The 25,714-nt window shown below is 71.8% G+C and carries 14 protein-coding genes, 1 tRNA gene and 1 rRNA gene; 14 read left to right on the forward strand and 2 right to left on the reverse strand.

Annotated elements, in window-relative coordinates:
- The 3 genes from rrf to ACIODU_RS15650 form a co-directional block, all read left to right on the forward strand.
- Positions 1-87, forward strand: a 5S ribosomal RNA gene (gene rrf / locus ACIODU_RS15640); the annotation flags it as partial.
- A gap of 50 nt (positions 88-137) precedes the next feature.
- A tRNA-Thr gene (locus ACIODU_RS15645) sits at positions 138-213 on the forward strand.
- A 196-nt stretch (positions 214-409) separates the two neighbouring features.
- Entirely contained in the window at positions 410-1,816 is a 1,407-nt protein-coding gene (locus ACIODU_RS15650) for an FG-GAP-like repeat-containing protein (protein ID WP_401767894.1), read from the forward strand.
- Positions 1,817-1,885: 69 nt separating this feature from the next.
- On the opposite strand, the gene ACIODU_RS15655 is transcribed toward ACIODU_RS15650, so the two are convergent.
- Positions 1,886-4,537, reverse strand: a complete 2,652-nt coding sequence (locus ACIODU_RS15655) for a SpoIIE family protein phosphatase (RefSeq protein ID WP_401767895.1) — start codon at positions 4,535-4,537, stop codon at positions 1,886-1,888.
- A 269-nt stretch (positions 4,538-4,806) separates the two neighbouring features.
- Here ACIODU_RS15655 and ACIODU_RS15660 point away from each other — a divergent pair, with 269 nt between their 5' ends.
- From ACIODU_RS15660 to ACIODU_RS15705, 10 genes are all read left to right on the forward strand, one after another.
- The gene (locus ACIODU_RS15660; protein ID WP_356427925.1) at positions 4,807-10,311 is read left to right on the forward strand and encodes a HAMP domain-containing protein; all 5,505 of its coding nucleotides are present in this window, start codon (positions 4,807-4,809) and stop codon (positions 10,309-10,311) included.
- Between the two features lie 277 nt (positions 10,312-10,588).
- Positions 10,589-11,257: a two-component system response regulator gene (locus ACIODU_RS15665; protein ID WP_161311384.1), complete on the forward strand. Its 669-nt coding sequence runs from the start codon at positions 10,589-10,591 to the stop codon at positions 11,255-11,257.
- Positions 11,258-11,394: 137 nt separating this feature from the next.
- Complete coding sequence (locus tag ACIODU_RS15670) at positions 11,395-14,307, forward strand: DNA translocase FtsK (protein WP_401767898.1); 2,913 nt, start codon at positions 11,395-11,397, stop codon at positions 14,305-14,307.
- Between the two features lie 267 nt (positions 14,308-14,574).
- The gene (locus ACIODU_RS15675; RefSeq protein WP_401767899.1) at positions 14,575-15,405 is read left to right on the forward strand and encodes a helix-turn-helix domain-containing protein; all 831 of its coding nucleotides are present in this window, start codon (positions 14,575-14,577) and stop codon (positions 15,403-15,405) included.
- A 49-nt stretch (positions 15,406-15,454) separates the two neighbouring features.
- The gene (rimO, locus tag ACIODU_RS15680) at positions 15,455-17,023 is read left to right on the forward strand and encodes a 30S ribosomal protein S12 methylthiotransferase RimO (RefSeq protein WP_401767901.1); all 1,569 of its coding nucleotides are present in this window, start codon (positions 15,455-15,457) and stop codon (positions 17,021-17,023) included.
- Positions 17,020-17,745 (forward strand): CDP-diacylglycerol--glycerol-3-phosphate 3-phosphatidyltransferase, encoded by a 726-nt coding sequence (gene pgsA, locus ACIODU_RS15685; RefSeq protein ID WP_401767903.1) that lies wholly within the window; start codon positions 17,020-17,022, stop codon positions 17,743-17,745. The genes rimO and pgsA overlap by 4 nt, the downstream gene beginning before the upstream one ends.
- Entirely contained in the window at positions 17,742-18,254 is a 513-nt protein-coding gene (locus tag ACIODU_RS15690; protein WP_356427912.1) for a nicotinamide-nucleotide amidohydrolase family protein, read from the forward strand. The genes pgsA and ACIODU_RS15690 overlap by 4 nt, the downstream gene beginning before the upstream one ends.
- Positions 18,255-18,363: 109 nt before the next feature.
- The gene (locus ACIODU_RS15695; RefSeq protein ID WP_161309327.1) at positions 18,364-18,747 is read left to right on the forward strand and encodes a helix-turn-helix domain-containing protein; all 384 of its coding nucleotides are present in this window, start codon (positions 18,364-18,366) and stop codon (positions 18,745-18,747) included.
- 170 nt (positions 18,748-18,917) lie between these two features.
- The gene (locus ACIODU_RS15700) at positions 18,918-19,388 is read left to right on the forward strand and encodes a Dps family protein (protein WP_161309326.1); all 471 of its coding nucleotides are present in this window, start codon (positions 18,918-18,920) and stop codon (positions 19,386-19,388) included.
- Between the two features lie 223 nt (positions 19,389-19,611).
- The gene (locus ACIODU_RS15705; RefSeq protein WP_401767905.1) at positions 19,612-19,854 is read left to right on the forward strand and encodes a hypothetical protein; all 243 of its coding nucleotides are present in this window, start codon (positions 19,612-19,614) and stop codon (positions 19,852-19,854) included.
- 51 nt (positions 19,855-19,905) lie between these two features.
- Here ACIODU_RS15705 and ACIODU_RS15710 read toward each other — a convergent pair whose 3' ends face one another.
- Positions 19,906-24,588, reverse strand: coding sequence for a DEAD/DEAH box helicase (locus ACIODU_RS15710; protein ID WP_401767906.1), 4,683 nt, complete (start codon positions 24,586-24,588; stop codon positions 19,906-19,908).
- Positions 24,589-24,705: 117 nt separating this feature from the next.
- On the opposite strand from ACIODU_RS15710, the gene ACIODU_RS15715 reads away from it, so the two are divergent.
- Positions 24,706-25,545, forward strand: coding sequence for an AraC family ligand binding domain-containing protein (locus tag ACIODU_RS15715; RefSeq protein WP_401767908.1), 840 nt, complete (start codon positions 24,706-24,708; stop codon positions 25,543-25,545).
- Positions 25,546-25,714 lie beyond the last annotated feature (169 nt).

The raw sequence follows: 25,714 nt of genomic DNA on the forward strand, positions 1-25,714 counted from the left end.
GGTTACATTCCGAACCCGGAAGCTAAGCCTCGTAGCGCCGATGGTACTGCAGGGGGGACCCTGTGGGAGAGTAGGACGCCGCCGAACAATCTTTGCAGGGATTGCCTCGCACCTCATGGTGCGGGGCAATTCTTCAAGCCCCAATAGCTCAGTCGGTAGAGCGTCTCCATGGTAAGGAGAAGGTCTGCGGTTCGATTCCGCATTGGGGCTCCATGTGTGACAAGAAGGCTCCCGCCTCCGGCGGGGGCCTTTTTTGCGTTGTGCCCGGGGTGAGGCCGGCCGGGTGGGTGGGTTCAGGTGAACGTGAGGTGGCCGGACGGCGTACAACCCTTGAGGCCCGGTGCGGGTCTTGTTGGTGCCGAGCGCGTGACAATCGCGGCCAACCGCTCGCCATCCCAAGGGGTTTGCCTTGTCCTCCCACAGATCGCACCTGTCCGCCGCCGCTGTCGCCGCCGTCGTCCTCGCCGTGACGGCGGCCGCCCCCGCGGTGTCGTACGCCGACGACCGTCCGGCCGGCGCACGGGCCCTCGACGCCTCGGTGTCCACGCGGGCCGACTTCGACGGTGACGGATACCCCGACGTGGCCATCGCCGCCCCGGGTGGCACCGTCAACGGCCAGGCCGGCGCCGGGTACCTCGCCGTCGTCTACGGCATGGCCGACGGCCCCGACGGCGTCAAGCGACAGATCATCAGCCAGGACCGCTACGCGATCCCCGGCACCGCGGAGGCCGGCGACGGCTTCGGCACCCAGCTCACCGCGGCCGACCTGGACGGCGACGGATACACCGACCTGATCGTCGGCACCCCCGGCGAGGACATCGGCAGTACGCCGGACGTCGGGCTGCACACCGTCCTCTGGGGAGGCGTGGGCGGGCTCGCCACCGCCGCCAACATCGGCGAGGGCCGGGCGGAGACCCGCGCCGGAGACTTCGACGGCGACGGACACCTGGACCTGGCGACGGCCGATGGGACGCGATACGGGCCCTTCACCCGCGACGGCGGCGCGGCCCGCACCGGACCCCTCGCCGACGTGGACGTCCCCGTGTACGCGATGGAAGCCGGCGACCTCGACGGCGACGGTACGACCGACCTCGTGGTCAGCAGCGCTTCCGGGGTCCCGGACGACGGCGGGACGGTCCCGCCGCCCCGGCTGCGGCTGTTCAAGGGCACGGAGAACGGGCTGGTGGCCGGGGAGTTCATCGCGTCCCCCGACACCGCGTCCGTCGACAGCATCGCCCTCGGCGACGTCGACGGCGACGGACGGCAGGACGTCGTCTTCGGCCGCCCGACAGCAGCGGGCGGCGGTCTGGTGGGTGTCGTACGGGGCACGGCGACCGGGCTCGCGGCGCGGGCCACCCTCATCGGCCAGGACACCGCCGACGTCCCCGGGACGGGCGAGAGCGGCGACCGCTTCGGCACCGACGTCTCCGTCGGAGACGTCACCGGCGACGGGTACGCGGACGTCGTCGCCGGGGTTCCCGGCGAGGACCTGGGCACGGTGACCGACGCGGGCAACTTCACCGTCCTGCGCGGGAGCGCGGCCGGCGTCACCGGCACCGGCGCCCAGTCGTTCAGCCAGGACACGGCCGGGGTGCCCGGCGCGGCCGAGAACGGTGACCGGTTCGGTACCCGTACCGCCGTCGTCGGTACGTACGTCGCCGTCGGGGCGCCCGCGGAGAACGGCGGCAACGGGTCCGTGTGGGTCTTCCCCGGCACCGCGTCCGGTCTCACCGCGACCGGTTCGGTGAGCTTCGGCCCCGGCACGCTCGCCGCGCCCGTCCCCGGCGCGCGTTTCGGGTCCGCGTTCCACCGCTGACGGTCGCGCGAACACGGCGGGAGCTGTCCGGCCGCAGGTCATCGTGCCTGCGGCCGGGCCGAACCCGCCCTAGGCCAGGTGCGGTTCCGGGATGCGGAGGGTGAGGATCGCCATGTCGTCCGAGGCCGGTTCCGCCGCGAAACGCTCCACCGCGCGCAGGATGCGCGACGCGACCGCGCCCGCCGTCAGTCCCGTACAGGTGGCCAGAACGTCCGCCAGGCCGTCGTCGCCCAACATCCTGGTGCCCTCGCGGCGTTCGGTGACGCCGTCCGTGACGCAGAGCAGGACGTCCCCCGGATCGAGGGTGATCACCTGTTCGTACAGCTCCAGATCGTCCATGACGCCCAGCAACGGCTGCGGTTCCGCAGCCGGTTCGACCGTGCCGTCGGGGCGCAGGCGCAGCGGGAGTGGGTGGCCGGCGCAGACAATCTTGAGGACCGCGCTGCCGTTCTCCTGGGGCCACAACTCCCCGTACAGCAGGGTGAGGAAGCGGCTGCGGGCGCCCTCGTCGAGGATGGCGGTGTTGAGCCGTTCCAGGACGGCGGGTCCGGCGAAGCCCTCGCGGGCGAGCAGGCGCAGGGCGTGGCGGGCGAGGCCGGTGACGGCCGCCGCCTCGGGGCCCGTACCGCAGACGTCTCCGATGGCGAAGCCGTACGCGCCGTCGCGGATGGGGAACAGATCGTAGAAGTCGCCGCCCACCTCGTTGCCCTCGCCGGCCGCGCGGTAGATGACCTCGACCTCGACGCCGGGGATCTGGGGGAGGCCCGGGGGCAGCAGGCTGCGTTGCAGGGCCTGGCTGATCGCGGTGCGCTCGGAGTAGAGGCGGGCGTTGTCGAGGGCGAGGGCGGCCCGGCGGGAGAGGTCTTCGGCGAGTTCGAGGATCTCCTGGCGGAAGTGGTCGTCGGAGGGCTTGCCGAGGGTCAGCATGCCGATGACACGGTTGCGGGCCACCAGGGGCAGGACGACGGTCTCGCCGCCGACGGCGGCCGCGGTCGCCAGGGTCGTACCGATGCCGGAGGAGACCGGCGCCGAGCCGCCGCCCAGCTCGCGCATGGAGGTGCGGAGGGCCGCTTCGTGGGCCGCGGCGGCGGGGGCGGTCCAGATGCGGGCGCCGGGGGTGGGGACCGGTTCCGGCGGGTCGATCTTGGCGAGGAGGGCCTTGAGGCTGTCGATGCGGTCCTCGTCCTCGTGCAGGACGTAGGAGAGGTACGGGTCGGAGGACTGGTCGGCGATGGTGTAGACGGCGCACCAGGTGGCGAGGGTGGGGACGGTCATCTGGGCCATGAGGGCGAGGGTCTGGTCGCGGTCCAGGGTGCCGGCGAGCAGGTCGGAGGCCTCGACGAGGAAGGACAGGGAGCCCCGGCGGAGGCGTTCGAGCTCGCCGAGGCGAGCGGATTCGACGGCCAGCGCGATGCGGTCGGCGGCGAACTGGAGGCGCAGGGCCTCTTCGTTCGAGTAGCGGCCCGCGGCTTCGGCGGCGACGCCGAGGGAGCCGGTGAGGCGGCCCTCGACCTTGAGGGGGACGGTGACGACGGAGCGCATGCCGGTGCCGCCGAGGAGCGGGACGGCCCCGGGGACGGCGATGAGGTCGTCGTGGACGGCCGGCATGCGGGCGGAGCCGTACCGGCCCGTGCCGGCCTCCACGGGGACGCGGGCGAAGCGCTGGCGGGCGGAGGGGAGGCCGGTGCTGGCGCGTACTTCCAGTTCCGTCTCGTCGTCGGTGGCGAGCAGGAGGAAGGCGGAGTCGCCGTCGAGCATGTCGCGGGCGCGTTCGACGGTGCGCTGGAGGAGGCCGTCGAGGTCGTCGGGGGCGGGGGAGCCGATGAAGACCTCGAAGGGGTCGGCGACGCGGTTCTCGGAGCCCGCTTCCGTGGACGGGATGCGGGGCGGGGTCTGGATGACCGCGCGTTCGTAGTCCCGTACGAGGAGGCAGACCGTGGACGGTTCGCCGTGGGTGTCGCGGACGCGGAGGTGGGAGGCGTAGACGGCGATCACCCGGCCGTCGGCGACGCGCATGCCGTAGCTGCCCTCCCAGCGGGAGAGCTGGAGCGCTTCGGCGATGCCGGAGCCGAGGCCGGGGGTGTGGGGCCAGGCCGCGAAGTCGGTGAGGGGCTTGCCGACGACCTTCTCGGCCTGGTGTCCGAAGAGCTGCTCGGCGTCCTCGTTCCAGCCGGCGACGGTGCCCGTGGCGTCGATCTGGACGACGGCGACCCGTACGCGTTCGTCGGCGACGGGGAGCATGCTGGTGGGGAGGGCGGGGCCGGCGGAGCGGGTGCCGATCGCGCGTTCGGGAAGGTCGAGCTGGAACCAGACCTGTTTGTACGTGGGCGTGTACTCGACGCCCCAGCGGGAGGCGAGGGCCGCGCAGAGGAGCAGGCCCCGGCCGTTCTCGCTGTCGGTGCTGGCGAACGCGTGTCCCGTGCCCTGTATGGGCACCTCGCGCTCGGGGTAGCGGTCGGCGACCTCGACGCGGACCCCGTCCTCCGTACGGAGGCAGAGGACATCGGCGGAGGTACCGGCATGGACCACGGCATTGGTGACGAGTTCGCTGGTCAGGACGACGGCGTCGTCCACGACGTCCGTGTATCCCCAGCCCTGGAGCGTGTCGCGGACAAAGGCGCGGGCGATCGCAACGGACCGCCCGACAGGTTCGAAGGTGGCAGCCGCCCGGGCGGTGATCACAGAACTCCTCGTACGCGTGTCGATACCCGGCTCCGCCATGATCGGCCCCGCCCCTCCAGGTGCCCGGTGGTAGTACCTTCGCCACACCACCCCCGCCGGGCGGACCGGGGCGGTGGGACAGCCGGATGCCAGGTTACTTACCTTCACGGTCCGAGCGGATGCCGGTTGCAACTGTTTCCGTCCCCCGGTTGCGGGGACCCTATGCGAAGCTGCCGATCTGTTATGGCCTGGTTGGGCCGGGGTGAAACACTGGGCAGGCTCTTGGAGACAGCCCGGGCAGTACGTTCGAACCCTGCGGGAGGGACACGGTGGAGTCTGGCGTGGCGGCGCGTGGCGTGAACACGCGCGCGAAAGGCGGACGGTCCCGGAACAACGGGACCACCGAGGTGGACTCGGCGGAGCTGAACAGACTGCTGGCCGCCCTGGTGGCGATGCGTGACGGCAACTTCCGTAAGAGGCTGACGGTCTCCGGTGACGACGAGATGGCGGAGATCGCCGCCGTCTTCAACGAGGTCGCGGACCGGAACCTGCATCTGACCGGTGAGCTGGCGCGGGTGCGGCGCATGGTGGGGCGTGAGGGAAAGCTCACGGAGCGCCTGGAGACCGGGGCCTGCGAGGGGTCCTGGGCGACGGCCATCGACGCGTCGAACGCGCTGGTGGACGACTTGGCGCGGCCGGTGTCCGAGGTGGGCCGGGTGCTGTCGGCGGTGGCCGAGGGTGACCTGGAGCAGCGCATGGAGCTGCGCTCGCAGTCCGAGGACGGGGCGGAGCGGCCGCTGCGCGGCGAGTTCCTCAAGGTGGCCCGTACGGTCAACAACCTCGTCGACCAGCTGTCCGCGTTCACCGACGAGGTGACGCGGGTGGCGCTGGAGGTCGGTACGGAGGGCAAGCTCGGCGGCCAGGCCAAGGTGCGCGGTATGTCCGGGTCCTGGAAGGACCTTACGGATTCCGTCAACACGATGGCGTACCGGTTGACCGCGCAGGTGCGTGACATTGCTCTCGTCACGACGGCGGTGGCCAAGGGGGATCTGTCCCGCAAGGTCACGGTGCACGTGGCGGGCGAGATGCTCCAGCTGAAGAACACCGTCAACACGATGGTGGACCAGCTGTCGTCGTTCTCCTCCGAGGTCACGCGCGTGGCGCGGGAGGTCGGCACCGAGGGTGAGCTGGGCGGTCAGGCGACCGTGCCGGGGGTGGCGGGGGTCTGGAAGGACCTCACCGACTCGGTGAACACGATGGCGGGGAACCTGACCAACCAGGTGCGGGGCATCGCGGAGGTCACCACGGCCGTCGCGAACGGTGATCTGTCGCAGAAGGTGACGGTCAGCGCGCGCGGTGAGGTGGCGCAGCTCGCCGAGACGATCAACCAGATGACGGAGACGCTCCGTACGTTCGCGGACGAAGTGACGCGGGTGGCGAGCGAGGTCGGGGCCGAGGGGCTGCTGGGCGGCCAGGCGCAGGTGCCGGGGGCCGCGGGGACGTGGAAGGACCTGACGGACTCGGTCAACACGGTCTTCCGGAACCTGACGACGCAGGTGCGGGACATCGCGCAGGTGACGACGGCGGTGGCCAACGGTGACCTGTCGCAGAAGGTCACGGTCGACGTCGCGGGCGAGATGCTGGAGTTGAAGAACACCGTCAACACGATGGTCGACCAGCTCCAGTCGTTCGGTTCCGAGGTGACGCGGGTCGCGCGGGAGGTCGGCGTAGAGGGCCGTCTCGGCGGCCAGGCGGAGGTGCCCGGGGCGGCGGGGACGTGGAAGGACCTCACGGACTCGGTGAACACCGCGTTCCGTAACCTCACCGGCCAGGTGCGGGACATCGCGCAGGTCACGACGGCGGTCGCGAACGGTGACCTGTCGCAGAAGGTCACGGTGAACGTGGCCGGCGAGATGCTCGAACTGAAGAACACCGTGAACACGATGGTGTCGCAGCTGTCCTCGTTCGCCGACCAGGTGACGCGGATGGCGCGGGACGTGGGCACGGAGGGCCGTCTCGGCGGCCAGGCGCGGGTGGACGGCGTCAGCGGTACGTGGAAGGAGTTGACGGACTCCGTCAACTTCATGGCCGGGAACCTGACCGACCAGGTGCGCCAGATCGCGCAGGTGACCACGGCGGTGGCGCGGGGCGACCTGTCGCAGAAGATCGACGTGGACGCCCGGGGCGAGATCCTGGAGCTGAAGAACACCATCAACACGATGGTCGACCAGCTGTCGGCCTTCGCGGAGCAGGTGACGCGGGTCGCCCGCGAGGTGGGCACGGACGGCCGGCTCGGCGGCCAGGCGCAGGTGCCGGGTGTCGCGGGTGTGTGGCGTGACCTGACGGACTCCGTGAACGGGATGGCGGGGAACCTGACCGCCCAGGTCCGCAACATCGCGCAGGTCGCCACGGCGGTGGCGCGCGGTGACCTGTCGCAGAAGATCGACGTGGACGCGCGCGGCGAGATCCTGGAGCTGAAGAACACCCTCAACACGATGGTGGACCAGCTGTCGAACTTCGCCGAGCAGGTCACGCGGGTGGCCCGCGAGGTGGGCACCGAGGGCATGCTCGGCGGCCAGGCCGAGGTCCAGGGGGTGTCCGGTACGTGGAAGGACCTCACCCAGTCCGTCAACTTCATGGCGAACAACCTGACCTCGCAGGTGCGCAACATCGCCGAGGTCACGACGGCGGTCGCCAGGGGCGATCTGTCGAAGAAGATCACCGTCGACGCCAAGGGCGAGATCCTCGACCTGGTCACGACCGTCAACACCATGGTCGACCAGCTGCTGAACTTCGCGGACGAGGTCACCCGGGTCGCCCGTGAGGTGGGTACGGAAGGCATCCTCGGCGGTCAGGCGCGGGTGCGCGGGGTCACCGGGATCTGGAAGGACCTCAGCGACAACGTCAACACGATGGCCAACAACCTGACCAGTCAGGTGCGGAACATCTCCCGGGTCTCCTCGGCCGTGGCCAACGGCGACCTGACGAAGAAGGTGACGGTCGAGGCGCGCGGCGAGGTCGCGGAGCTGGCCGACACCGTCAACACGATGGTGACGACCCTGTCGTCCTTCGCGGACGAGGTGACCCGGGTCGCCCGTGAGGTGGGGACGGAGGGTGAGCTGGGCGGCCAGGCGAGGGTGCCGGGTGTCTCCGGTACGTGGAAGGACCTGACCGAGTCGGTGAACTCGATGGCCGACAACCTGACCGGCCAGGTGCGGCAGATCGCGACGGTCACCACCGCCATCGCCAAGGGTGATCTCACCAAGAAGATCGACATCGATGCCCGGGGCGAGATCCTGGAGCTGAAGAACACGATCAACACGATGGTCGACCAGCTGTCGTCGTTCGCCGACCAGGTGACGCGGGTGGCCCGCGAGGTGGGTACGGACGGGCAGTTGGGCGGTCAGGCCCGGGTGCGGGACGTCGACGGCACGTGGCGTGACCTGACCGAGTCGGTGAACGAGATGGCCGGGAACCTGACGCGTCAGGTGCGGGCGATCGCCGGGGTGGCCACGGCGGTGACCCGGGGCGATCTCAGCCTCAAGATCGACGTGGACGCGGCGGGCGAGATCCAGGTCCTCCAGGACAACATCAACACGATGATCGCGAACCTGCGCGACACGACCCTCGCCAACGAGGAGCAGGACTGGCTCAAGGGCAACCTCGCCCGGATCTCGGGGCTGATGCAGGGCCGCCGCGACCTGGACGACGTGGCCTCGCTGATCATGAGCGAGCTGACCCCGGCGGTCTCGGCGCAGCACGGCGCGTTCTTCCTGGCGATGCAGACCGGCGGCGCGCCCCAGGTGGGTTCTGAGGCCGTCAGGGACAGTTCGTACGAGCTGTGCATGCGCGGCAGTTACGGCTACTCGGCGGGCGCGATGCCCACGGCGTTCCGGCCGGGCGAGACGCTCATCGGCACGGCCGCCGAGGAGAAGCGCACGATCCAGGTCAACGTGCCGCCGGGCTATCTCAAGATCTCGTCCGGGCTCGGGGAGGCGTCTCCGGCGCATGTGATCGTGCTGCCGGTGCTCTTCGAGGGGAAGGTCCTCGGGGTGATCGAGCTGGCGTCGTTCCAGCCGTTCACGCAGATCCAGCGGGACTTCCTGAACCAGATCGCCGAGATGATCGCGACGAGCGTCAACACGATCAGCGTCAACTCCAAGACGGAGGTGCTCCTCAAGCAGTCGCAGGAGCTGACGGAGCAGCTGCGGGAGCGGTCGGCGGAGCTGGAGAACCGGCAGAAGGCGCTCCAGGAGTCCAACGCGGAGCTGGAGGAGAAGGCCGAGCTGCTGGCCCGGCAGAACCGCGACATCGAGGTGAAGAACACCGAGATCGAAGAGGCCAGGCAGGTGCTGGAGGAGCGGGCCGAGCAGCTCGCCGTCTCGATGCGCTACAAGTCCGAGTTCCTGGCGAACATGTCGCACGAGCTGCGTACCCCGCTCAACTCGCTGCTCATCCTCGCCAAGCTGCTCGCGGACAATGCGGAGACGAACCTGTCGCCGAAGCAGGTGGAGTTCGCGGAGACGATCCACGGCGCGGGCTCCGACCTGCTCCAGCTGATCAACGACATCCTCGACCTGTCGAAGGTCGAGGCGGGCAAGATGGACGTCAGCCCGACCCGGATCGCGCTGGTCCAGCTGGTCGACTACGTGGAGGCGACCTTCCGGCCGCTGACCGCGGAGAAGGGGCTCGACTTCTCCGTACGGGTGTCGCCGGAGCTGCCGGCCACGCTGCACACCGACGAGCAGCGGCTGTTGCAGGTGCTGCGCAACCTGCTGTCGAACGCGGTGAAGTTCACCGACAGCGGCGCCGTGGAGCTGGTGATCCGGCCGGCCGGGGCCGACGTGCCGGACGCCATCAGGGAGCAGCTGCTGGAGGCCGGTTCGCTGCGGGACCCGGACGGGGACCTGATCGCGTTCTCCGTCACGGACACCGGGATCGGGATCGCGGCGGGCAAGATGCGGGTGATCTTCGAGGCGTTCAAGCAGGCGGACGGCACGACCAGCCGCAAGTACGGCGGTACGGGCCTCGGTCTGTCGATCAGCCGGGAGATCGCGCGGCTGCTGGGCGGGGAGATCCACGCGGCGAGCGAGCCGGGACGCGGTTCGACGTTCACGCTGTACCTGCCGCTGCATCCCAGCGAACTGCCCCCGCAGGGCTATCCGCAGCTGACTCCGGCGGGCATGGACCCGCAGTCGACGCCGGCCTCGATCGCGTCCGCCGCGGCGGAGACGGTCGGGATGGTGCGCCCGGACAGCGGTCCGCTGTCCCCGGACATGTCGGGGCCCGCCGCGCTGTTCCGCCGCCGCCGCAAGAACGCGGAGGAGGAGGCGCAGGCGACCGGGCAGAGCTACCCGGCGCCTTCCGGGGTGCCGATCGGCCGGGCGGAGACCTGGGCGTCGGGAGCCGCCGGTACGGGCCGCCAGGAGGCGGCGCCGCCGCGCCGGGCGTTCGCGTTCACGCACGAGAAGGTGCTGATCGTGGACGACGACATCCGTAACGTCTTCGCCCTGACCAGCGTGTTGGAGCAGCACGGGCTGACGGTGCTGTACGCGGAGAACGGCCGGGAGGGCATCGAGGTCCTGGAGCAGCACGACGACGTGACGGTCGTGCTGATGGACATCATGATGCCGGAGATGGACGGGTACGCGACGACGACGGCGATCCGCAGGATGCCCCAGTTCGCGGGGCTGCCGATCATCGCGCTCACGGCCAAGGCCATGAAGGGCGACCGGGAGAAGGCCATCGAATCCGGTGCCTCCGACTATGTGACGAAGCCGGTCGACCCGGACCATCTGCTGTCGGTGATGGATCAGTGGATGCACAACAAGTGATCAATGTGTGCACGATTCGCCAGGATGTCCCGGGCGACTGTGCCCGGCGGCGTGTGAGGGCGCACTATGCGGGGAACCTTCTGGTCGCCCGTGACGTTTCTCGTTCGTGCACAGTGACATCACGGTGACAGGGTGTGGCGACGGGCGGGGTGCGGCTACCATGACCGGCACAAGGACGGACGGCGTAGCGGAGACGTCCCCTGGGACGGCGCCCGGTGCTGTTCCGAGCTCCACGAGCAGGGGACGCCCCATGCCGGGGCGAGGAGGGCGGGCGGCCATGGTGCAGAAGGCCAAGATCCTCCTGGTCGATGACCGGCCGGAGAATCTGCTGGCGCTGGAGGCCATTCTCTCCGCGCTCGATCAGACGCTGGTGCGGGCATCGTCAGGGGAGGAAGCGCTCAAGGCGCTTCTGACGGACGACTTCGCGGTCATTCTGCTGGACGTCCAGATGCCGGGGATGGACGGATTCGAGACCGCCGCGCACATCAAGCGCCGGGAGCGGACGCGGGACATCCCGATCATCTTCCTCACGGCGATCAACCACGGCCCGCACCACACGTTCCGGGGGTACGCGGCGGGCGCGGTGGACTACATCTCGAAGCCGTTCGACCCCTGGGTGCTGCGCGCCAAGGTGTCCGTGTTCGTCGAGCTGTACATGAAGAACTGCCAGTTGAAGGAGCAGGCCGAGCTGCTCAGACGGCAGCTCGCCGGGGCGGGCGAGGTCAGGGAGCCCGGCGGGGTGCTGGCCGAACTGTCCGCGCGGCTCGCGGCCGTCGAGGAGCAGGCGGAAGCGCTCTCCAAGCAGCTGGACGACGACTCCGCCGACGCGTCCGCCGTGGCGACCGCGGCGCACCTGGAGCGCAAACTCACCGGCCTGCGGCGGGCGCTGGACGCGCTGGAGCCCGGCGCGGGAAGCGGTCCCGCCGCCCTCCCCTCGCAGAACTGACCCGCGCCGTCCGGCTCGTGCGGGGCTGACGGCGTGTCAGGTCCCGTGCGGCGCCGGCCCCGCGCCGAGGCCGACACGATCGGGTGAAGCGGTGGGCACACGTGTCCGCGGGCGTCCACACCGGTAACCTCACCACCATGGCCTCACGTACGTCCGGCAAGGGCTCCCAGGACACGGCGGGCACCGCGAAGCCGCGCGCCGGCCGTACGACCGGCGCCGCGAAGGCGGCGCCCGCGAAGAAGCCGGTGCCGAAGAAGACGGCGGCGAAGAACCCCCCGCCTGTGAAGAAGGCACCCGCCAAGAAGGCACCGGCCAGGAAAGCTCCGGCCAAGAAGGCGGCCGCCCGGCCCGTACCCAAGCCCGCGCCGTCCCCCACCGGGGGCGTGTTCTGGCTCGTCCGCACCCTGTGGCTCGGCACGGCCCACGGGGTCGGGGCCGTCTTCCGCGGGATAGGGCGCGGCGCGAAGGGGCTCGACCCCGCCCACCGCAAAGACGGGGTGGCGCTGCTGCTCCTCGGCATCTCCCTCGTCATCGCGGCCGGTACGTGGTCGAACCTCCAGGGGCCGGTCGGCGACCTGGTCGAGATGCTCGTCACCGGCGCCTTCGGCCGCCTGGACCTGCTCGTCCCGATACTGCTGGGCGCCGTCGCCGTGCGGCTGATCCTGTACCCGGAGCGGCCCGAGGCCAACGGGCGGATCGTCATCGGGCTGTCCGCGCTCGTCCTCGGGGTGCTCGGGCTGGTCCACATCGCCTGCGGCTCGCCGGGCCGGGGCGAGGGCACCGAGGCGATGCAGGACGCGGGCGGGCTCATCGGCTGGGCCGCCTCCAAGCCGCTGATCTTCACCATGGGCGAGGTGCTCGCCGTACCGCTGCTCCTGCTGCTCACCGTGTTCGGCCTGCTGGTCGTCACCGCCACCCCCGTCAACGCCATCCCGCAGCGGCTGCGGCTGCTCGGGTCCCGGCTGGGGATCGTCGACCCGCCGCCCACGCCGGTGGTGGACGACGCGGGTGACGGGGAGTACGAGGACGACGAGCGGTACGAGGACCAGTGGCGCGAGGCGCTGCCGCCGGGCGCGCGCCGGAGCGTACCGGTCGCGCACGACCCGCACCGCGCCGAGGCCGAGGCGCTCTCGCGCCGCCGCCGTCGCCGGGGCGCGGGGGAGAACGGGCTGGGGCGGCCCATGGACGCCGTCGACGTGGCCGCCGCCGCGGCGGCGGCGCTCGACGGAGCGGTCCTCAACGGGATGCCTCCCTCGCCGCTCGTCGCGGACCTCACGCAGGGCGTCTCGGTGACCGGCGCACGCCGGCGCGGGGAGGGGCCGGGGGAGGACGAGCGGGGCGCCGACGACGTACGGGACGGGCGGGACGTACCCGACGGCCAGGACGCCCCCGGTGGGGCTCAGGACGGATCCCCGGACCGCGCCGAGGGGGAGAGCCCCCCGGAGCGCTCGGTGCCCGTACCGACGGCGCGTACGGGGCAGCGGCCGCTGCCCGTCGTCGCCGACCTGACCAAGCCCGCCCCCGCCGAGGACCGGCCGCTGCCGGCCCGCGCCGAACAGCTCCAGCTGCGCGGAGACATCACGTACGCGCTGCCCTCGCTCGACCTGCTGGAGCGCGGCGGCCCCGGCAAGACCCGCAGCGCCGCCAACGACGCCGTGGTCCACTCCCTCACGAACGTCTTCATGGAGTTCAAGGTCGACGCGACCGTCACCGGCTTCACCCGGGGCCCGACGGTCACCCGTTACGAGGTCCAGCTCGGCCCCGCCGTGAAGGTCGAGCGCATCACGGCGCTCGCCAAGAACATCGCCTACGCCGTCGCCAGCCCCGACGTGCGGATCATCTCCCCGATCCCCGGCAAGTCGGCGGTCGGCATCGAGATCCCGAACTCCGACCGCGAGATGGTCAACCTGGGCGACGTGCTGCGCCTCGCGGACGCGGCGGAGGACGACCACCCGATGCTCGTCGCGCTCGGCAAGGACGTCGAGGGCGGCTACGTGATGTCGAACCTCACGAAGATGCCCCACCTGCTGGTGGCCGGCGCCACCGGCTCCGGAAAGTCCTCCTGCATCAACGGACTGATCACGTCGGTCATGGTCCGGGCGACCCCCGAGGACGTCCGGATGGTCCTGGTCGACCCCAAGCGCGTCGAGCTGACCGCGTACGAGGGCATCCCGCATCTGATCACGCCCATCATCACCAACCCCAAGCGGGCCGCCGAGGCGCTCCAGTGGGTCGTACGGGAGATGGACCTGCGGTACGACGACCTCGCCGCGTACGGCTACCGGCACATCGACGACTTCAACGCGGCGGTCCGGGCGGGCAAGATCAAGCTCCCCGAGGGCAGCGAGCGCGAGCTGTCGCCGTACCCGTACCTCCTGGTCATCGTGGACGAGCTGGCCGACCTGATGATGGTCGCGCCGCGTGACGTGGAGGACTCCATCGTCCGCATCACCCAGCTGGCCCGCGCCGCCGGCATCCACCTGGTGCTCGCCACCCAGCGGCCCTCGGTGGACGTCGTGACCGGTCTGATCAAGGCGAACGTGCCCTCGCGGCTCGCCTTCTCGACCTCCTCCCTCGCCGACAGCCGGGTCATCCTCGATCAGCCGGGCGCCGAGAAGCTGATCGGCAAGGGGGACGGGCTCTACCTGCCGATGGGCGCCAACAAGCCCACCCGTATGCAGGGCGCCTTCGTGACCGAGGACGAGGTCGCGGCGATCGTCCAGCACTGCAAGGATCAGATGGCACCGGTCTTCCGCGAGGACGTCGTGGTCGGCACGGCGAAGAAGAAGGACATCGACGAGGACATCGGCGACGATCTCGACCTGCTCTGCCAGGCGGCCGAACTGGTCGTGTCGACGCAGTTCGGCTCGACCTCGATGCTCCAGCGAAAACTGCGTGTCGGATTTGCCAAGGCGGGCAGGCTCATGGATCTGATGGAGTCTCGGAACATCGTCGGCCCCAGCGAGGGTTCCAAAGCGCGCGATGTGCTGGTGAAGGCGGACGAACTGGATGGCGTGCTCGCCGTGATCCGCGGGGAGTCCGTCGTGTAGGGCCGTACCGTACCGGCCTCACAGGACGCCTCACGGACCCCTGTGGGGCTTCACAGTGAATTTCGGAGGGAAATGGAACGCAACCGTTTCCCCTGGCCACACGTCAAGTTGGAGTGAGGGAGTGCATGATGTCCCTCACTCCGCCACTCGGACGCCGCAAGGCCATTCCGATGGCGTACAAAGTGCATCCGCCCGGTTGCCCCACCCTTTCGTACCACCCATAGACTGAATGTCCAGCAGGTGGCTACACGCTCGAAAGGCGCCCCCGTGTCCATCGGCAACTCTCCCGACGGCAATGACCCCGACGGTACCTCCCCCCACGACGCCCGGCCCACGATCGGTCAGATCCTCCAGCAGGCGCGCGTCGCCGCGGATCTGACGGTCGACGAGGTCAGCGGCTCGACCCGGGTGCGCATCCCCATCGTGCACGCGATCGAGCAGGACGACTTCTCCCGCAGCGGCGGCGACGTCTACGCCCGCGGCCACATCCGCATGCTCGCCCAGGCGGTCGGGATCGATCCCGCGCCCCTGATGGAGCGGTTCGACGCCGACCACGGCGGGCACCCGGTGCCCACGCCGGCGGCCCCGCTGTTCGAAGCGGAACGGATCCGGCCGGAACGGCGCCGCCCGAACTGGACCGCCGCCATGGTCGCCGCGATCGTCGCGGTGGTCGGGTTCGTCGGGTTCACCGCCTTCAACGGCACCGAGAACAACGGCAAGACGAAGACGGCCGCCGAGGGCCCCAAGCCCGCCAAGACCAACGCCAAGCCCACGGCCTCCAAGAGCGCCGACCCCAAGCCCGTCCCCTCGGACAGCGCCATCGCGGCGGCGCCGCGCGACAAGGTGACCGTCAAGCTGTCGGCCGTGGACGACAAGAGCTGGATCTCCGCCAAGGCGCACAACGGGAAACTGCTGTTCGACGGACTCCTCCTCAAGGGTGAGTCGAAGACCTTCCAGGACGACGAGCAGATCGACCTGATCCTCGGCAACGCCGGGGCCACCGAGCTCTTCGTCAACGGCAAGAAGGTCAGCGACGCGTTCGAGTCCGGGCAGGTCGAGCGGCTCTCGTACACCCAGGGAGACCCCGAGGTCGGCTGACCCACCCTGCACGGCAGGGGCCGCGGCCGGGACAAAGTAGTCTGATGCCATGCCCGAACGCCGTACCGTCGCCCTTGTCACTCTTGGCTGCGCCCGTAACGAGGTGGACTCGGAGGAGCTTGCAGGCCGCTTGGCAGCGGACGGCTGGGAGCTCGTCCAGGACGCCTCGGACGCGGACGTCGCCGTCGTCAACACCTGCGGGTTCGTCGAAGCCGCGAAGAAGGACTCCGTCGACGCCCTGCTGGAAGCCAACGATCTCAAGGCCCACGGCAAGACCCAGGCCGTCGTCGCCGTCGGCTGCATGGCCGAGCGGTACGGCAAGGAGCTGGCCCAGGCCCTGCCCGAGGCGGACGGCGTGCTCGGCTTTGACGACTACGCCGACATCTCCGACCGGCTCCAGACCATCCTGAACGGCGGCATCCACGCGTCGCACACGCCCCGTGACCGGCGCAAGCTGCTGCCGCTCAGCCCGGCCGCGCGCCAGGATGCCGCCGGGGTGGCCCTGCCCGGTCACGGCCACGCCGGCGGGGTCGCCACGGCGGCTCCCGCGCTCGCCCCCGCCGTCGCCCCGGACCCCGAGACGCTCCCCGCCGACCTGCCCGCCGGGCTCGCGCCCGCCTCCGGCCCCCGCGCCCCCCTGCGGCGCCGCCTGGACAGCAGCCCCGTCGCCTCCGTGAAGCTCGCCTCCGGCTGCGACCGCCGCTGCTCCTTCTGCGCCATCCCCTCGTTCCGCGGGTCCTTCATCTCCCGCCGTCCCGGCGACGTGCTCACCGAGACGCGCTGGCTCGCCGACCAGGGCGTCAAGGAGGTCATGCTCGTCTCCGAGAACAACACCTCGTACGGCAAGGACCTCGGCGACATCCGCCTGCTGGAGACCCTGCTGCCCGAGCTGGCGGCCGTCGACGGCATCGAGCGCATCCGGGTCAGCTACCTCCAGCCGGCCGAGATGCGCCCCGGCCTGATCGACGTCCTGACGTCCACGCCCAAGGTCGCGCCGTACTTCGACCTGTCCTTCCAGCACTCCGCGCCGGGTGTGCTGCGCGCGATGCGGCGCTTCGGGGACACCGAGCGCTTCCTGGACCTGCTCCGGACGATCCGGGGCAAGGCCCCGCAGGCGGGAGTGCGCTCGAACTTCATCGTCGGCTTCCCCGGCGAGACGGAGGCCGACTTCGCCGAGCTGGAACGTTTCCTGACCGGCGCGCGGCTCGACGCCATCGGCGTCTTCGGGTACTCGGACGAGGACGGCACGGAGGCCGCCACCTACGGCGACAAGCTGGACCAGGACGTCGTCGACGAGCGGCTGGCGCACCTGTCGCGGCTCGCCGAGGAGCTGACGGCCCAGCGCGCCGAGGAGCGCCTCGGTGAGAGTCTTGAGGTGCTGGTGGAATCGGTCGCCCCGGAGGGCGGGGACGACGACGAGGAGGCCGCCACCGGTCGCGCGGCGCACCAGGCGCCCGAAACGGACGGACAGGTGATCTTCACCTCCGGCGCGGGCCTGCGTCCCGGCCGTATGGTCGAGGCGAAGGTGGTCGGCACCCAGGGCGTGGACCTGGTCGTCGAGTCCTGCGACTTTCCGGGGGACGACCCACGGACCCCGGGTGAGGAGGCGGCCAGATGACCGGAGTCCCGGCGTCCGCTGCGGGCGGTACCGGCGCGAAGCGGGTACCGGCGCCCAAGGGCAAGCTGGGGGCTGCTGCGGTCAATCAGGCCAGCCTGTGGAACATCGCCAACATACTCACCATGGTGCGGCTGGTGCTCGTGCCCGCCTTCGTGGTGCTGCTGTTCCAGGACGGCGGGTTCGACCCGGCCTGGCGCGCCTGGGCGTGGGCGGCGTTCGCCGTCGCCATGATCACCGACGTCTTCGACGGCCATCTGGCCCGTACGTACAACCTGGTCACCGACTTCGGGAAGATCGCCGACCCGATCGCCGACAAGGCGATCATGGCGGCGGGGCTGATCAGTCTCTCGGTGCTGGGCGATCTGCCCTGGTGGGTGACGGGCGTCATCCTCTTCCGTGAGACCGGCATCACGCTGATGCGGTTCTGGGTGATCAGACTCGCCGTCATCCCGGCCAGCCGCGGCGGCAAGGCGAAGACCCTGGCGCAGGGCGTGGCGGTGGGGATGTACGTCCTGGCGCTGACGGGGCCGCTGGCGACGCTGCGGTTCTGGGTGATGGCGCTGGCGGTCGTCCTGACGGTGCTCACCGGGCTGGACTACGTACGGGACGCGGTTCTCATCCGGCGGCGGGGGCTCGTGGCGCGGCGGGCGGCGGCCGGGGCTCCTGGTCACGGGGAGCCCGACGAGGCCGGCGAGAGCGCCGCGGCGGAGTCCACCCGGTGAACGGCGGTGCGGCGCGGGTGCTGGCGCTGCTGGAGGAGCGGTCCGCGACGCTCGCCGTCGCGGAGTCCCTGACCGGCGGTCTGGTGGCCGCGGAGCTGACCTCGGTCCCCGGCGCCTCCCGGAGCTTCCGCGGGTCCGTGACGGCCTACGCGACGGATCTCAAGCGGGACGTCCTGGGCGTCGCCGCGCCCCTCCTGGCGGAGCGCGGTGCGGTGGATCCGGAGGTCGCGCGGCAGATGGCGGCGGGGGTACGGCGGGTCCTGGGCGCCGACTGGGGCGCGGCGACCACCGGGGTGGCGGGTCCGGAACCGCAGGACGGGCAGCCCGTGGGGACCGTCTACGTGGCGGTCGTAGGGCCGATCGGTCCGGGGAAAGTTGTCGCTCTGCGGTTGAACGGTGACCGGGCGGACATTCGTAAAGAGAGTGTGGTCAGCGTGCTGGGACTGCTCCGCAGCGAACTTTCCGGGAACGGGCGGGCACAGGATACGGAACAGAACGGGGGGAATTGATGTTTGCAGCCCTGAGTGAACACCGCATCGCTCCCCGCACGGCCGCGGCGCGAGGCGGTACGGTGGTGCGAGAAGGATGCGGCTACGCGGTCCGAGGAGGGAGCCACCGATGATTCTGCTCCGTCGCCTGCTTGGTGACGTGCTGCGTCGGCAGCGCCAGCGCCAGGGCCGTACTCTGCGCGAAGTCTCCTCGTCCGCCCGAGTCTCGCTCGGCTATCTTTCCGAGGTGGAGCGGGGGCAGAAGGAGGCATCCTCCGAGCTGCTCTCCGCGATCTGCGACGCGCTTGATGTACGGATGTCCGAGCTCATGCGTGAAGTCAGTGACGAGCTGTCGCTGGCCGAACTGGCGGCGTCGGCGGCGGCGAACGAGCCGGTGCCTGCGCCAGTACGTCCGATGCTCAACTCTGTCTCCGTGACGTCGGTGGCCAAGGTGCCGACGGAACGGGTGACCATCAAGGCACCCACGGAAGCGGTGGACGTCGTCGCCGCCTAGATTCCGCGGGTACTGTCCCATCCGTTCGTACGTTCGGCGCGAGCCCCGTCCGGTGCGTCTCACCGGCCGGGGTTTTTGTCTTCCCTCCGCGGTTCGCGGGAGTGAAATGACCTCTTCAGGGCATCTGTGCCATGGTTGAAGGTACGTACGAACGGCAATGGAGGACGTGCATGTCTGTCGTCAAGAGTTCCCTTTCCGAGGAAGACCTCAAGGTGGTCGGCGAGGCGCTCCAGGGCGCGCTCGTGGACCTGGTGGATCTCGCGCTGGTCGCCAAACAGGTGCACTGGAACATCGTCGGTCCCCGCTTCCGCTCGGTGCATCTCCAGCTCGACGAGGTCGTGACCACGGCGCGGCAGCACATGGACACCGTGGCCGAACGGGCGTCGGCCCTCGGCGTGGCCCCGGACGGCCGCGCCGGGACGGTGGCGGCCACCAGCGCCTTCGGCAAGATCCCGGACGGCTGGATCAAGGACGCGGACGCGGTCCGCCTCATGGTCGACGGCCTCGGCGCGGTGATCGGGCAGATGCGCGACCGCGTCAAGGTGACCGACGACCCCGACCCCGTCACGCAGGACGTCCTGATCCAGGTGACGGCGGATCTGGAGAAGCACGCCTGGATGTTCCAGGCGGAGAGCGTCTGAGTGGTCGGAGCGGCTGTCGGTAGGAGCTGCGCGCCGCGAGAACGTGAAGAGGGTCCCCCGGCCACCGGTCGGGGGACCCTCTTCCGCGTGCTGCCGGGGGTGGGGCGGCGGCTTTTGGGTGGGGATGGGCGTTCTGGATGCGGGGTAGGACTGGGCGGGGGAGACTTCTGAGACGACCGGAGGCCGGGTGGTCCTGGGGCGGGCGGAGGAGGCTGCGGCGGCTATGGCGAGGCGATGGATCCTTCTGCCGACGCTCGCGCTGGGCGGGCTGTGGTGGTGGGCGGTCCTGCGGCTCGTGCTGGTGCCCGAGCACACCGGCCTGGTCGAGGGGGCGGTGGCGGCGGGGGGCTGGGGGCTGAGTCTGCTGCCGGTGCACGCCGCGTCCCGTACGGCCCCCGGAGGGGCGGGCCCGTCAGCTTCCGGCCGTTCCGGCGGGGTGTCCTCCCCGCCGCGTCGCCGGAGCTGACTCCGGCGCGTGGGCACGGGGCGCCGGGGCGGGGCGTCGGGCGGGGGGGGCTCAGGCGCGCAGGCGCAGGCCCCTCGGGGTGGCGTGGAAGCCGGCGGTCTCCAGGGTGCGGCCCAGGGGGGAGGTCAGGGCCGGGGATCCGTTCGCCCGCTCCACCGTGATCGTGCCCAGGGCCCCCGCGCGGGCCGCTCCGGCCAGGGCCTGGGCCGCCGCCGTGAGGGCGGGGTCGTCCGGGTCCTTGGGCCAGGCCAGGAGGGTCTTGCCGCCCCGCTCCATGTAGAGCGTCAGCTCGCCGTCGACCAGGACGACCAGGGAGCCCGCCTTGCGGCCCGGTTTGTGCCCGGCGCCGTCCGGGGGCTCGGGCCAGGGGAGCGCCGCCCCGTACGCGTTGGCGGGGTCGGCGGCCGCCAGGACCACGGCCCGGGGCGCCGCGCCGGAATCCCCGCGGTCGCGGGCCGTCGCCGCCGCGCGGAGCCGGTCGACCGCGCCGTCCATCGCGAACTGGGCCGCCCCCAGGCCCTCCACGACGTAGCCGCGCCGGGCCTGCCCGCTGTCCTCGAAGGCCGACAGGACCCGGTACACCGCGGAGAAGCCGCCCTCGACCCCTTCTGCGGCGACCGCCCCCCGGGTCACCACGCCGTGGCGGTCGAGGAGGGTCCTGGCCAGCGCGTGCGCGCGGTGCGTACGGTCCGGCTCCGGGGCCGGGAGCAGCGACCAGCGTCCGCTGACCGTCGGCGGGCCCGTCCGCGAGGCGGTCCGCGCGGCCGTCGTGAGCGAGCCGTACCGCCCGCGCGGGACCGGGCGCCTGGCCCGGTGGGCGGTGGAACCCGCCGTGCGGCCCGAGCCGAGCAGCGCGCGCAGGGGCGCGAGGGTGTCGTTGGTGAGCCGGCCGGACCAGGACAGGTCCCAGAGGACGTCGGCCAGGTGCGGATCGGCCGCGTCCGGGTGGGTGGTGGCGCGCACCTGGTCGGCGATCTGCCGGAAGAACAGGCCGTAGCCGCCCGCGAGGACCGTGAGGACCGATTCGTGGAGGGCGGTCAGCTCCAGGGGGTGCGGGGGCGCCAGCAACAGCGGGGCCGTGTCGGCGAGGTGGAGCGAGACCCAGCCGTCCTTGCCGGGGAGCGCGCCCGCGCCCGCCCACAGCACCTCGCCCGTGGTGGTCAGTTCGTCCAGCAGCGCCGGGGTGTAGCCGCTGACCCGGGACGGCAGGATCAGCCGCTCCAGGGCCGAGGCCGGGACCGGGGCGCCCTGCAACTGCTCGACGGCGCGGGCGAGTCCGTCGATCCCGCGCAGGCTGTGGCTGCCCAGGTGCTGCCACTGGGGGAGGAAGGTGGCGAGCGCGGCGGGCGCGACCGGCTCCAATTCCTGGCGCAGGGCGGCCAGGGAACGGCGCCGCAGCCGGCGCAGGACCGTGGCGTCGCACCACTCCTGGCCGATGCCCGAGGGATGGAACTCGCCCTGGACGACCCGGCCGCCGGCCGCGAGGCGTTGCAGCGCGCCGTCCGTGACCGCCGCGCCGAGGCCGAAGCGCGCGGCGGCCTGGGAGGAGGTGAACGGGCCGTGCGTACGGGCGAAGCGGGCGAGGAGATCGCCCAGGGGGTCCTTGACCGGTTCGGTGAACGCCTCGGGGACGCCGACGGGCAGGGCGGTGCCCAGCGCGTCCCGCAGCCGGCCCGCGTCCTCGATCGCCGCCCAGTGGTCGGCGCCGCCGACGCGGACCCGGATGGCCCGGCGGGACTCGGCCAGCTCCCCGGCCCAGGGCGCCAGCGCGCCGCGCTCCGCCAGCTCGGCGTCCGTGAGCGGCCCGAGGACCCGCAGGAGGTCGGCGACCCCCTCCACGTCCTTGATGCGCCGGTCCTCGGTCAGCCACTGGAGCTCGCGCTCCAGCTCCGTGAGGACGTCCGGGTCGAGCAGTTCGCGCAGCTCGGCCTGGCCCAGCAGCTCGGCCAGCAGCCGGGAGTCCAGGGAGAGCGCGGCCGCGCGCCGCTCGGCGAGCGGGGAGTCGCCCTCGTACAGGAACTGCGCGACATAGCCGAAGAGCAGGGAGCGGGCGAAGGGGGAGGGCTCGGTGGTGGTGACCTCGACCAGCCGGACCTTCCTGGACTCGATGTCCCCCATCAGTTCCGCGAGCCCCGGCACGTCGAAGACGTCCTGGAGGCATTCCCTGACGGCCTCCAGCACGATCGGGAACGAGCCGAACTCGCTCGCCACCTGGAGGAGTTGGGCGGCGCGCTGGCGCTGCTGCCACAGCGGGGTGCGCTTGCCGGGGCTGCGGCGCGGCAGCAGCAGCGCCCGCGCCGCGCATTCGCGGAAGCGGGAGGCGAACAGCGCGGAGCCGCCGACCTGTTCGGTGACGAGCCCGCTGATCTCGCCGCGGTCGAAGGCGACATCGGCGGCTCCGACGGGCGCCTGGGCGCTGTCGAAGGTGGTGTCGAGGCGGTCGCGCTCCTTGCCGGGGCCGCCCGGACCCGTACCCCCCGTCCCGCCCGGATGGTTGACATCGCCGAGGTCCGCGTCGAGCAGGTCGAGGCCCATCAGGTCGGCGTCGGGCAGGCGCAGCACGATGCCGTCGTCCGCGTGCATGACCTGCGCGTCCATTCCGTACCGCTCGGAGAGGCGGGCGCCGAGCGCCAGCGCCCAGGGAGCGTGCACCTGGGCGCCGAACGGGGAGTGGATCACCACCCGCCAGTCGCCCAGCTCGTCCCGGAAGCGCTCGACGAGGATCGTCCGGTCGTCCGGGACGTGACCGCAGGCCCGGCGCTGCTCGTCCAGATACGCCAGCAGGTTGCCCGCCGCCCAGTGGTCGAGGCCCGCCGTCATCAGCCGCAGCCGGGCGTCCTCCTCGGAGAGCGCCCCGACCTCGCGCAGGAACGCGCCCACCGCACGCCCCAGCTCCAGCGGCCGGCCCAGCTGGTCGCCCTTCCAGAAGGGCAGCCGCCCAGGGGCGCCCGGCGCGGGGGTGACCAGCACCCGGTCGCGGGTGATGTCCTCGATGCGCCACGAGGACGTGCCGAGCGTGAAGACGTCGCCGGCCCGCGATTCGTACACCATCTCCTCGTCCAGCTCACCGACCCGCCCGCCGCCCTTCTTCGGGTCGGACCCGGCCAGGAAGACGCCGAACAGCCCGCGGTCCGGGATGGTGCCCCCGGAGGTGACGGCCAGGCGCTGCGCCCCCGGGCGGCCCGTGACCGTACCGGCCACGCGGTCCCACACCACCCGCGGACGCAGCTCCGCGAAGGCGTCCGACGGATAGCGGCCGGCGAGCATGTCGAGCACGGCGGTGAAGGCCGACTCGGGCAGGGAGGCGAACGGCGCGGCCCGGCGGGCCAGCGCCAGCAGGTCGTCGGCCTGGCGGGTGTCCAGGGCGACGATCGCGACCAGCTGCTGCGCCAGGACGTCCAGCGGATTCGCCGGGACCCGCAGTGCCTCGATGGAGCCGCTGCGCATCCGCTCCGTGACCACCGCCGCCTGCACCAGATCGCCCCGGTACTTGGGGAAGACCACACCCGTGGAGACCGCCCCCACCTGGTGGCCCGCCCGCCCGACCCGCTGGAGGCCGGAGGCGACCGAGGGCGGCGACTCGACCTGGATCACCAGGTCCACCGCGCCCATGTCGATGCCCAGCTCCAGGCTGGACGTGGCCACGACGGCGGGCAGCCGGCCCGCCTTGAGGTCCTCCTCGACCTGCGCGCGCTGCTCCTTGGACACCGAGCCGTGATGCGCCCGCGCGAGCAGCGGCGGCGCCCCCTGGGCCGCGCCCGACTGGGCCATCACCTCGGCGGGGGAGTGCTCCTGGGGCATCGCCTCCCCTGTCGCCCGTTCGTACGCGATCTCGTTGAGCCGGTTGCACAGGCGCTCCGCGAGGCGGCGGGAGTTGGCGAAGACGATCGTCGAGCGGTGGGACTGGACGAGGTCGGCGATCCGCTCCTCCACGTGCGGCCAGATCGAGGGCTTCTCGGCGTCGTTCGTGTCGGTCGCGGGAGAGCCGCCCAGCTCGCCCAGATCCTCGACCGGGACGACGACGGAGAGGTCGAACTCCTTGCCGGACGGCGGCTGGACGATCTCCACCCTGCGCTGCGGGGAGAGGTAGCGGGCGACCTCCTCCACCGGACGGACCGTCGCGGAGAGACCGATACGGCGGGCCGGGCGCGGCAGCAGCTCGTCCAGCCGCTCCAGGGAGAGCGCGAGATGCGCCCCCCGCTTGGTCCCGGCGACGGCGTGCACCTCGTCCAGGATCACCGTCTCGATCCCGGCGAGCGCGTCCCGGGCGGCGGACGTGAGCATCAGGAACAGCGATTCGGGGGTCGTGATGAGGATGTCCGGCGGTTTGGCCGCCAGCGTCCTGCGCTCGGCGGCCGGGGTGTCCCCGGAGCGGATGCCGACCCGCACCTCGGGCTCCGGCAGGCCGAGCCGTACGGACTCCTGCCTGATGCCGGTGAGCGGGCTGCGGAGATTGCGCTCCACGTCCACCGCGAGGGCCTTGAGCGGCGACACGTACAGGACCCGGCAGCGCTTCCGGGCCTCGGCGGGCGGGGGCTTCGACGCCAGCTGGTCGAGGGCGGCGAGGAAGGCGGCGAGCGTCTTGCCGGACCCGGTCGGGGCGACGACCAGCACGTCCGAGCCCTCCTGGATGGCACGCCAGGCCCCCTCCTGCGCCGCGGTGGGCGCGGAGAAGGCCCCCGTGAACCAGGCGCGGGTCGCGGGGGAGAAGGAGTCGAGCGCGGTACGTGCCATGCCACCTATCGTGCACCCGGCCACTGACAATCGCCGGGAGCCGGGGAAACGGCACCGGTCCGCCGTTCGCGCGCCGCTGCGGCGTGACGGCGGGACGCGCGACGGCAGAATGGGGGAATGGCGGCACGGGAGCGGGCACGGCACTGGAACTACGCCGACCTGCCCGGGGTCGACCTGCTGAGCGCGCACTACATCCACAAGACGTTCCTGCGCCACACCCACGAGACGTTCGTCATCGCCGCGATCACCGAGGGCGTCGAGATCTTCCACCACGGCGGCGGCGACCAGTACGCGGGGCCCGGGTCCCTCGCGCTGGTCAACCCCGACACCCCGCACACCGGCCACGCCAAGGACCCCGAGGGCTGGCAGTACGGGGCCGTCTACCCGTCGGCCGACGTGGTCGCCGCCATCGCGGCCGAGACGACGACGATCCGCGGGACCCCCGGCTTCACGGCCCCGGTCTTCGACGACCCGTACACCGTCCGGCTGGTGCACCAGGTGCTCCGCGCGGCCGACGAGGGCAACGCCCTGGCCGCCGACACCCTGCTGCGGGTCGCCGTGACCCGCCTGCTGCGGCTCAACGGCGGCCCGCTCCGGCAGCGGCGGGTACGGGGCGCGGGGGCCGGGATCGCGGCACGCGCGCGTGCCGTGCTGGAGGAGCGGATGGCCGACCCGCCCTCCCTGGAGCGGCTCGCGGCGGACCTCGGGACGGGTCAGTTCGCGCTGCTGAGGGCGTTCAGGGACACGTACGGCCTGCCTCCGCACACCTGGCTGACCGACGCGCGGGTGCGGCGGGCCCGCCGTCTCCTGGACGCGGGCAGCACCCCGGCGGAGGCGGCCGTCGCGGTCGGCTTCTCCGACCAGCCGCACCTCAACCGGCACTTCACCCGGATCGTCGGGGTGCCGCCGGGGGCCTACCGCAGGGAGCGCAGGCCCGTACGATCAGCGCAGGAGTGATCTCGTACGGTCGGCGCAAGAACGTACAAGACGACCGCGTCCCGGCCCCCGTACCGTCCGGGACGTGGCAGATCAGACAGCATCCGCACCCCGGCCCGCGAGGCCGGAGGGTCCGCAGGGCCCATCGGACGGACCGGACACATCAGGCACGTCAGGCGCCCCGGGCGCG

It is taken from the genome of Streptomyces sp. NPDC088261, assembly GCF_044740805.1.
Taxonomy (GTDB): domain Bacteria; phylum Actinomycetota; class Actinomycetes; order Streptomycetales; family Streptomycetaceae; genus Streptomyces.

Coding starts and splice junctions, on each gene's coding strand:
- pgsA (WP_401767903.1), top strand. CDS start 17,020: ATGACCGGAGTCCCGGCGTCCGCTGCGGGCGGTACCGGCGCGAAGCGG.
- ACIODU_RS15695 (WP_161309327.1), top strand. CDS start 18,364: ATGATTCTGCTCCGTCGCCTGCTTGGTGACGTGCTGCGTCGGCAGCGC.
- ACIODU_RS15710 (WP_401767906.1), bottom strand. CDS start 24,588: ATGGCACGTACCGCGCTCGACTCCTTCTCCCCCGCGACCCGCGCCTGG.
- ACIODU_RS15700 (WP_161309326.1), top strand. CDS start 18,918: ATGTCTGTCGTCAAGAGTTCCCTTTCCGAGGAAGACCTCAAGGTGGTC.
- ACIODU_RS15715 (WP_401767908.1), top strand. CDS start 24,706: ATGGCGGCACGGGAGCGGGCACGGCACTGGAACTACGCCGACCTGCCC.
- rimO (WP_401767901.1), top strand. CDS start 15,455: ATGCCCGAACGCCGTACCGTCGCCCTTGTCACTCTTGGCTGCGCCCGT.
- ACIODU_RS15655 (WP_401767895.1), bottom strand. CDS start 4,537: ATGGCGGAGCCGGGTATCGACACGCGTACGAGGAGTTCTGTGATCACC.
- ACIODU_RS15670 (WP_401767898.1), top strand. CDS start 11,395: ATGGCCTCACGTACGTCCGGCAAGGGCTCCCAGGACACGGCGGGCACC.
- ACIODU_RS15665 (WP_161311384.1), top strand. CDS start 10,589: ATGGTGCAGAAGGCCAAGATCCTCCTGGTCGATGACCGGCCGGAGAAT.
- ACIODU_RS15705 (WP_401767905.1), top strand. CDS start 19,612: ATGGCGAGGCGATGGATCCTTCTGCCGACGCTCGCGCTGGGCGGGCTG.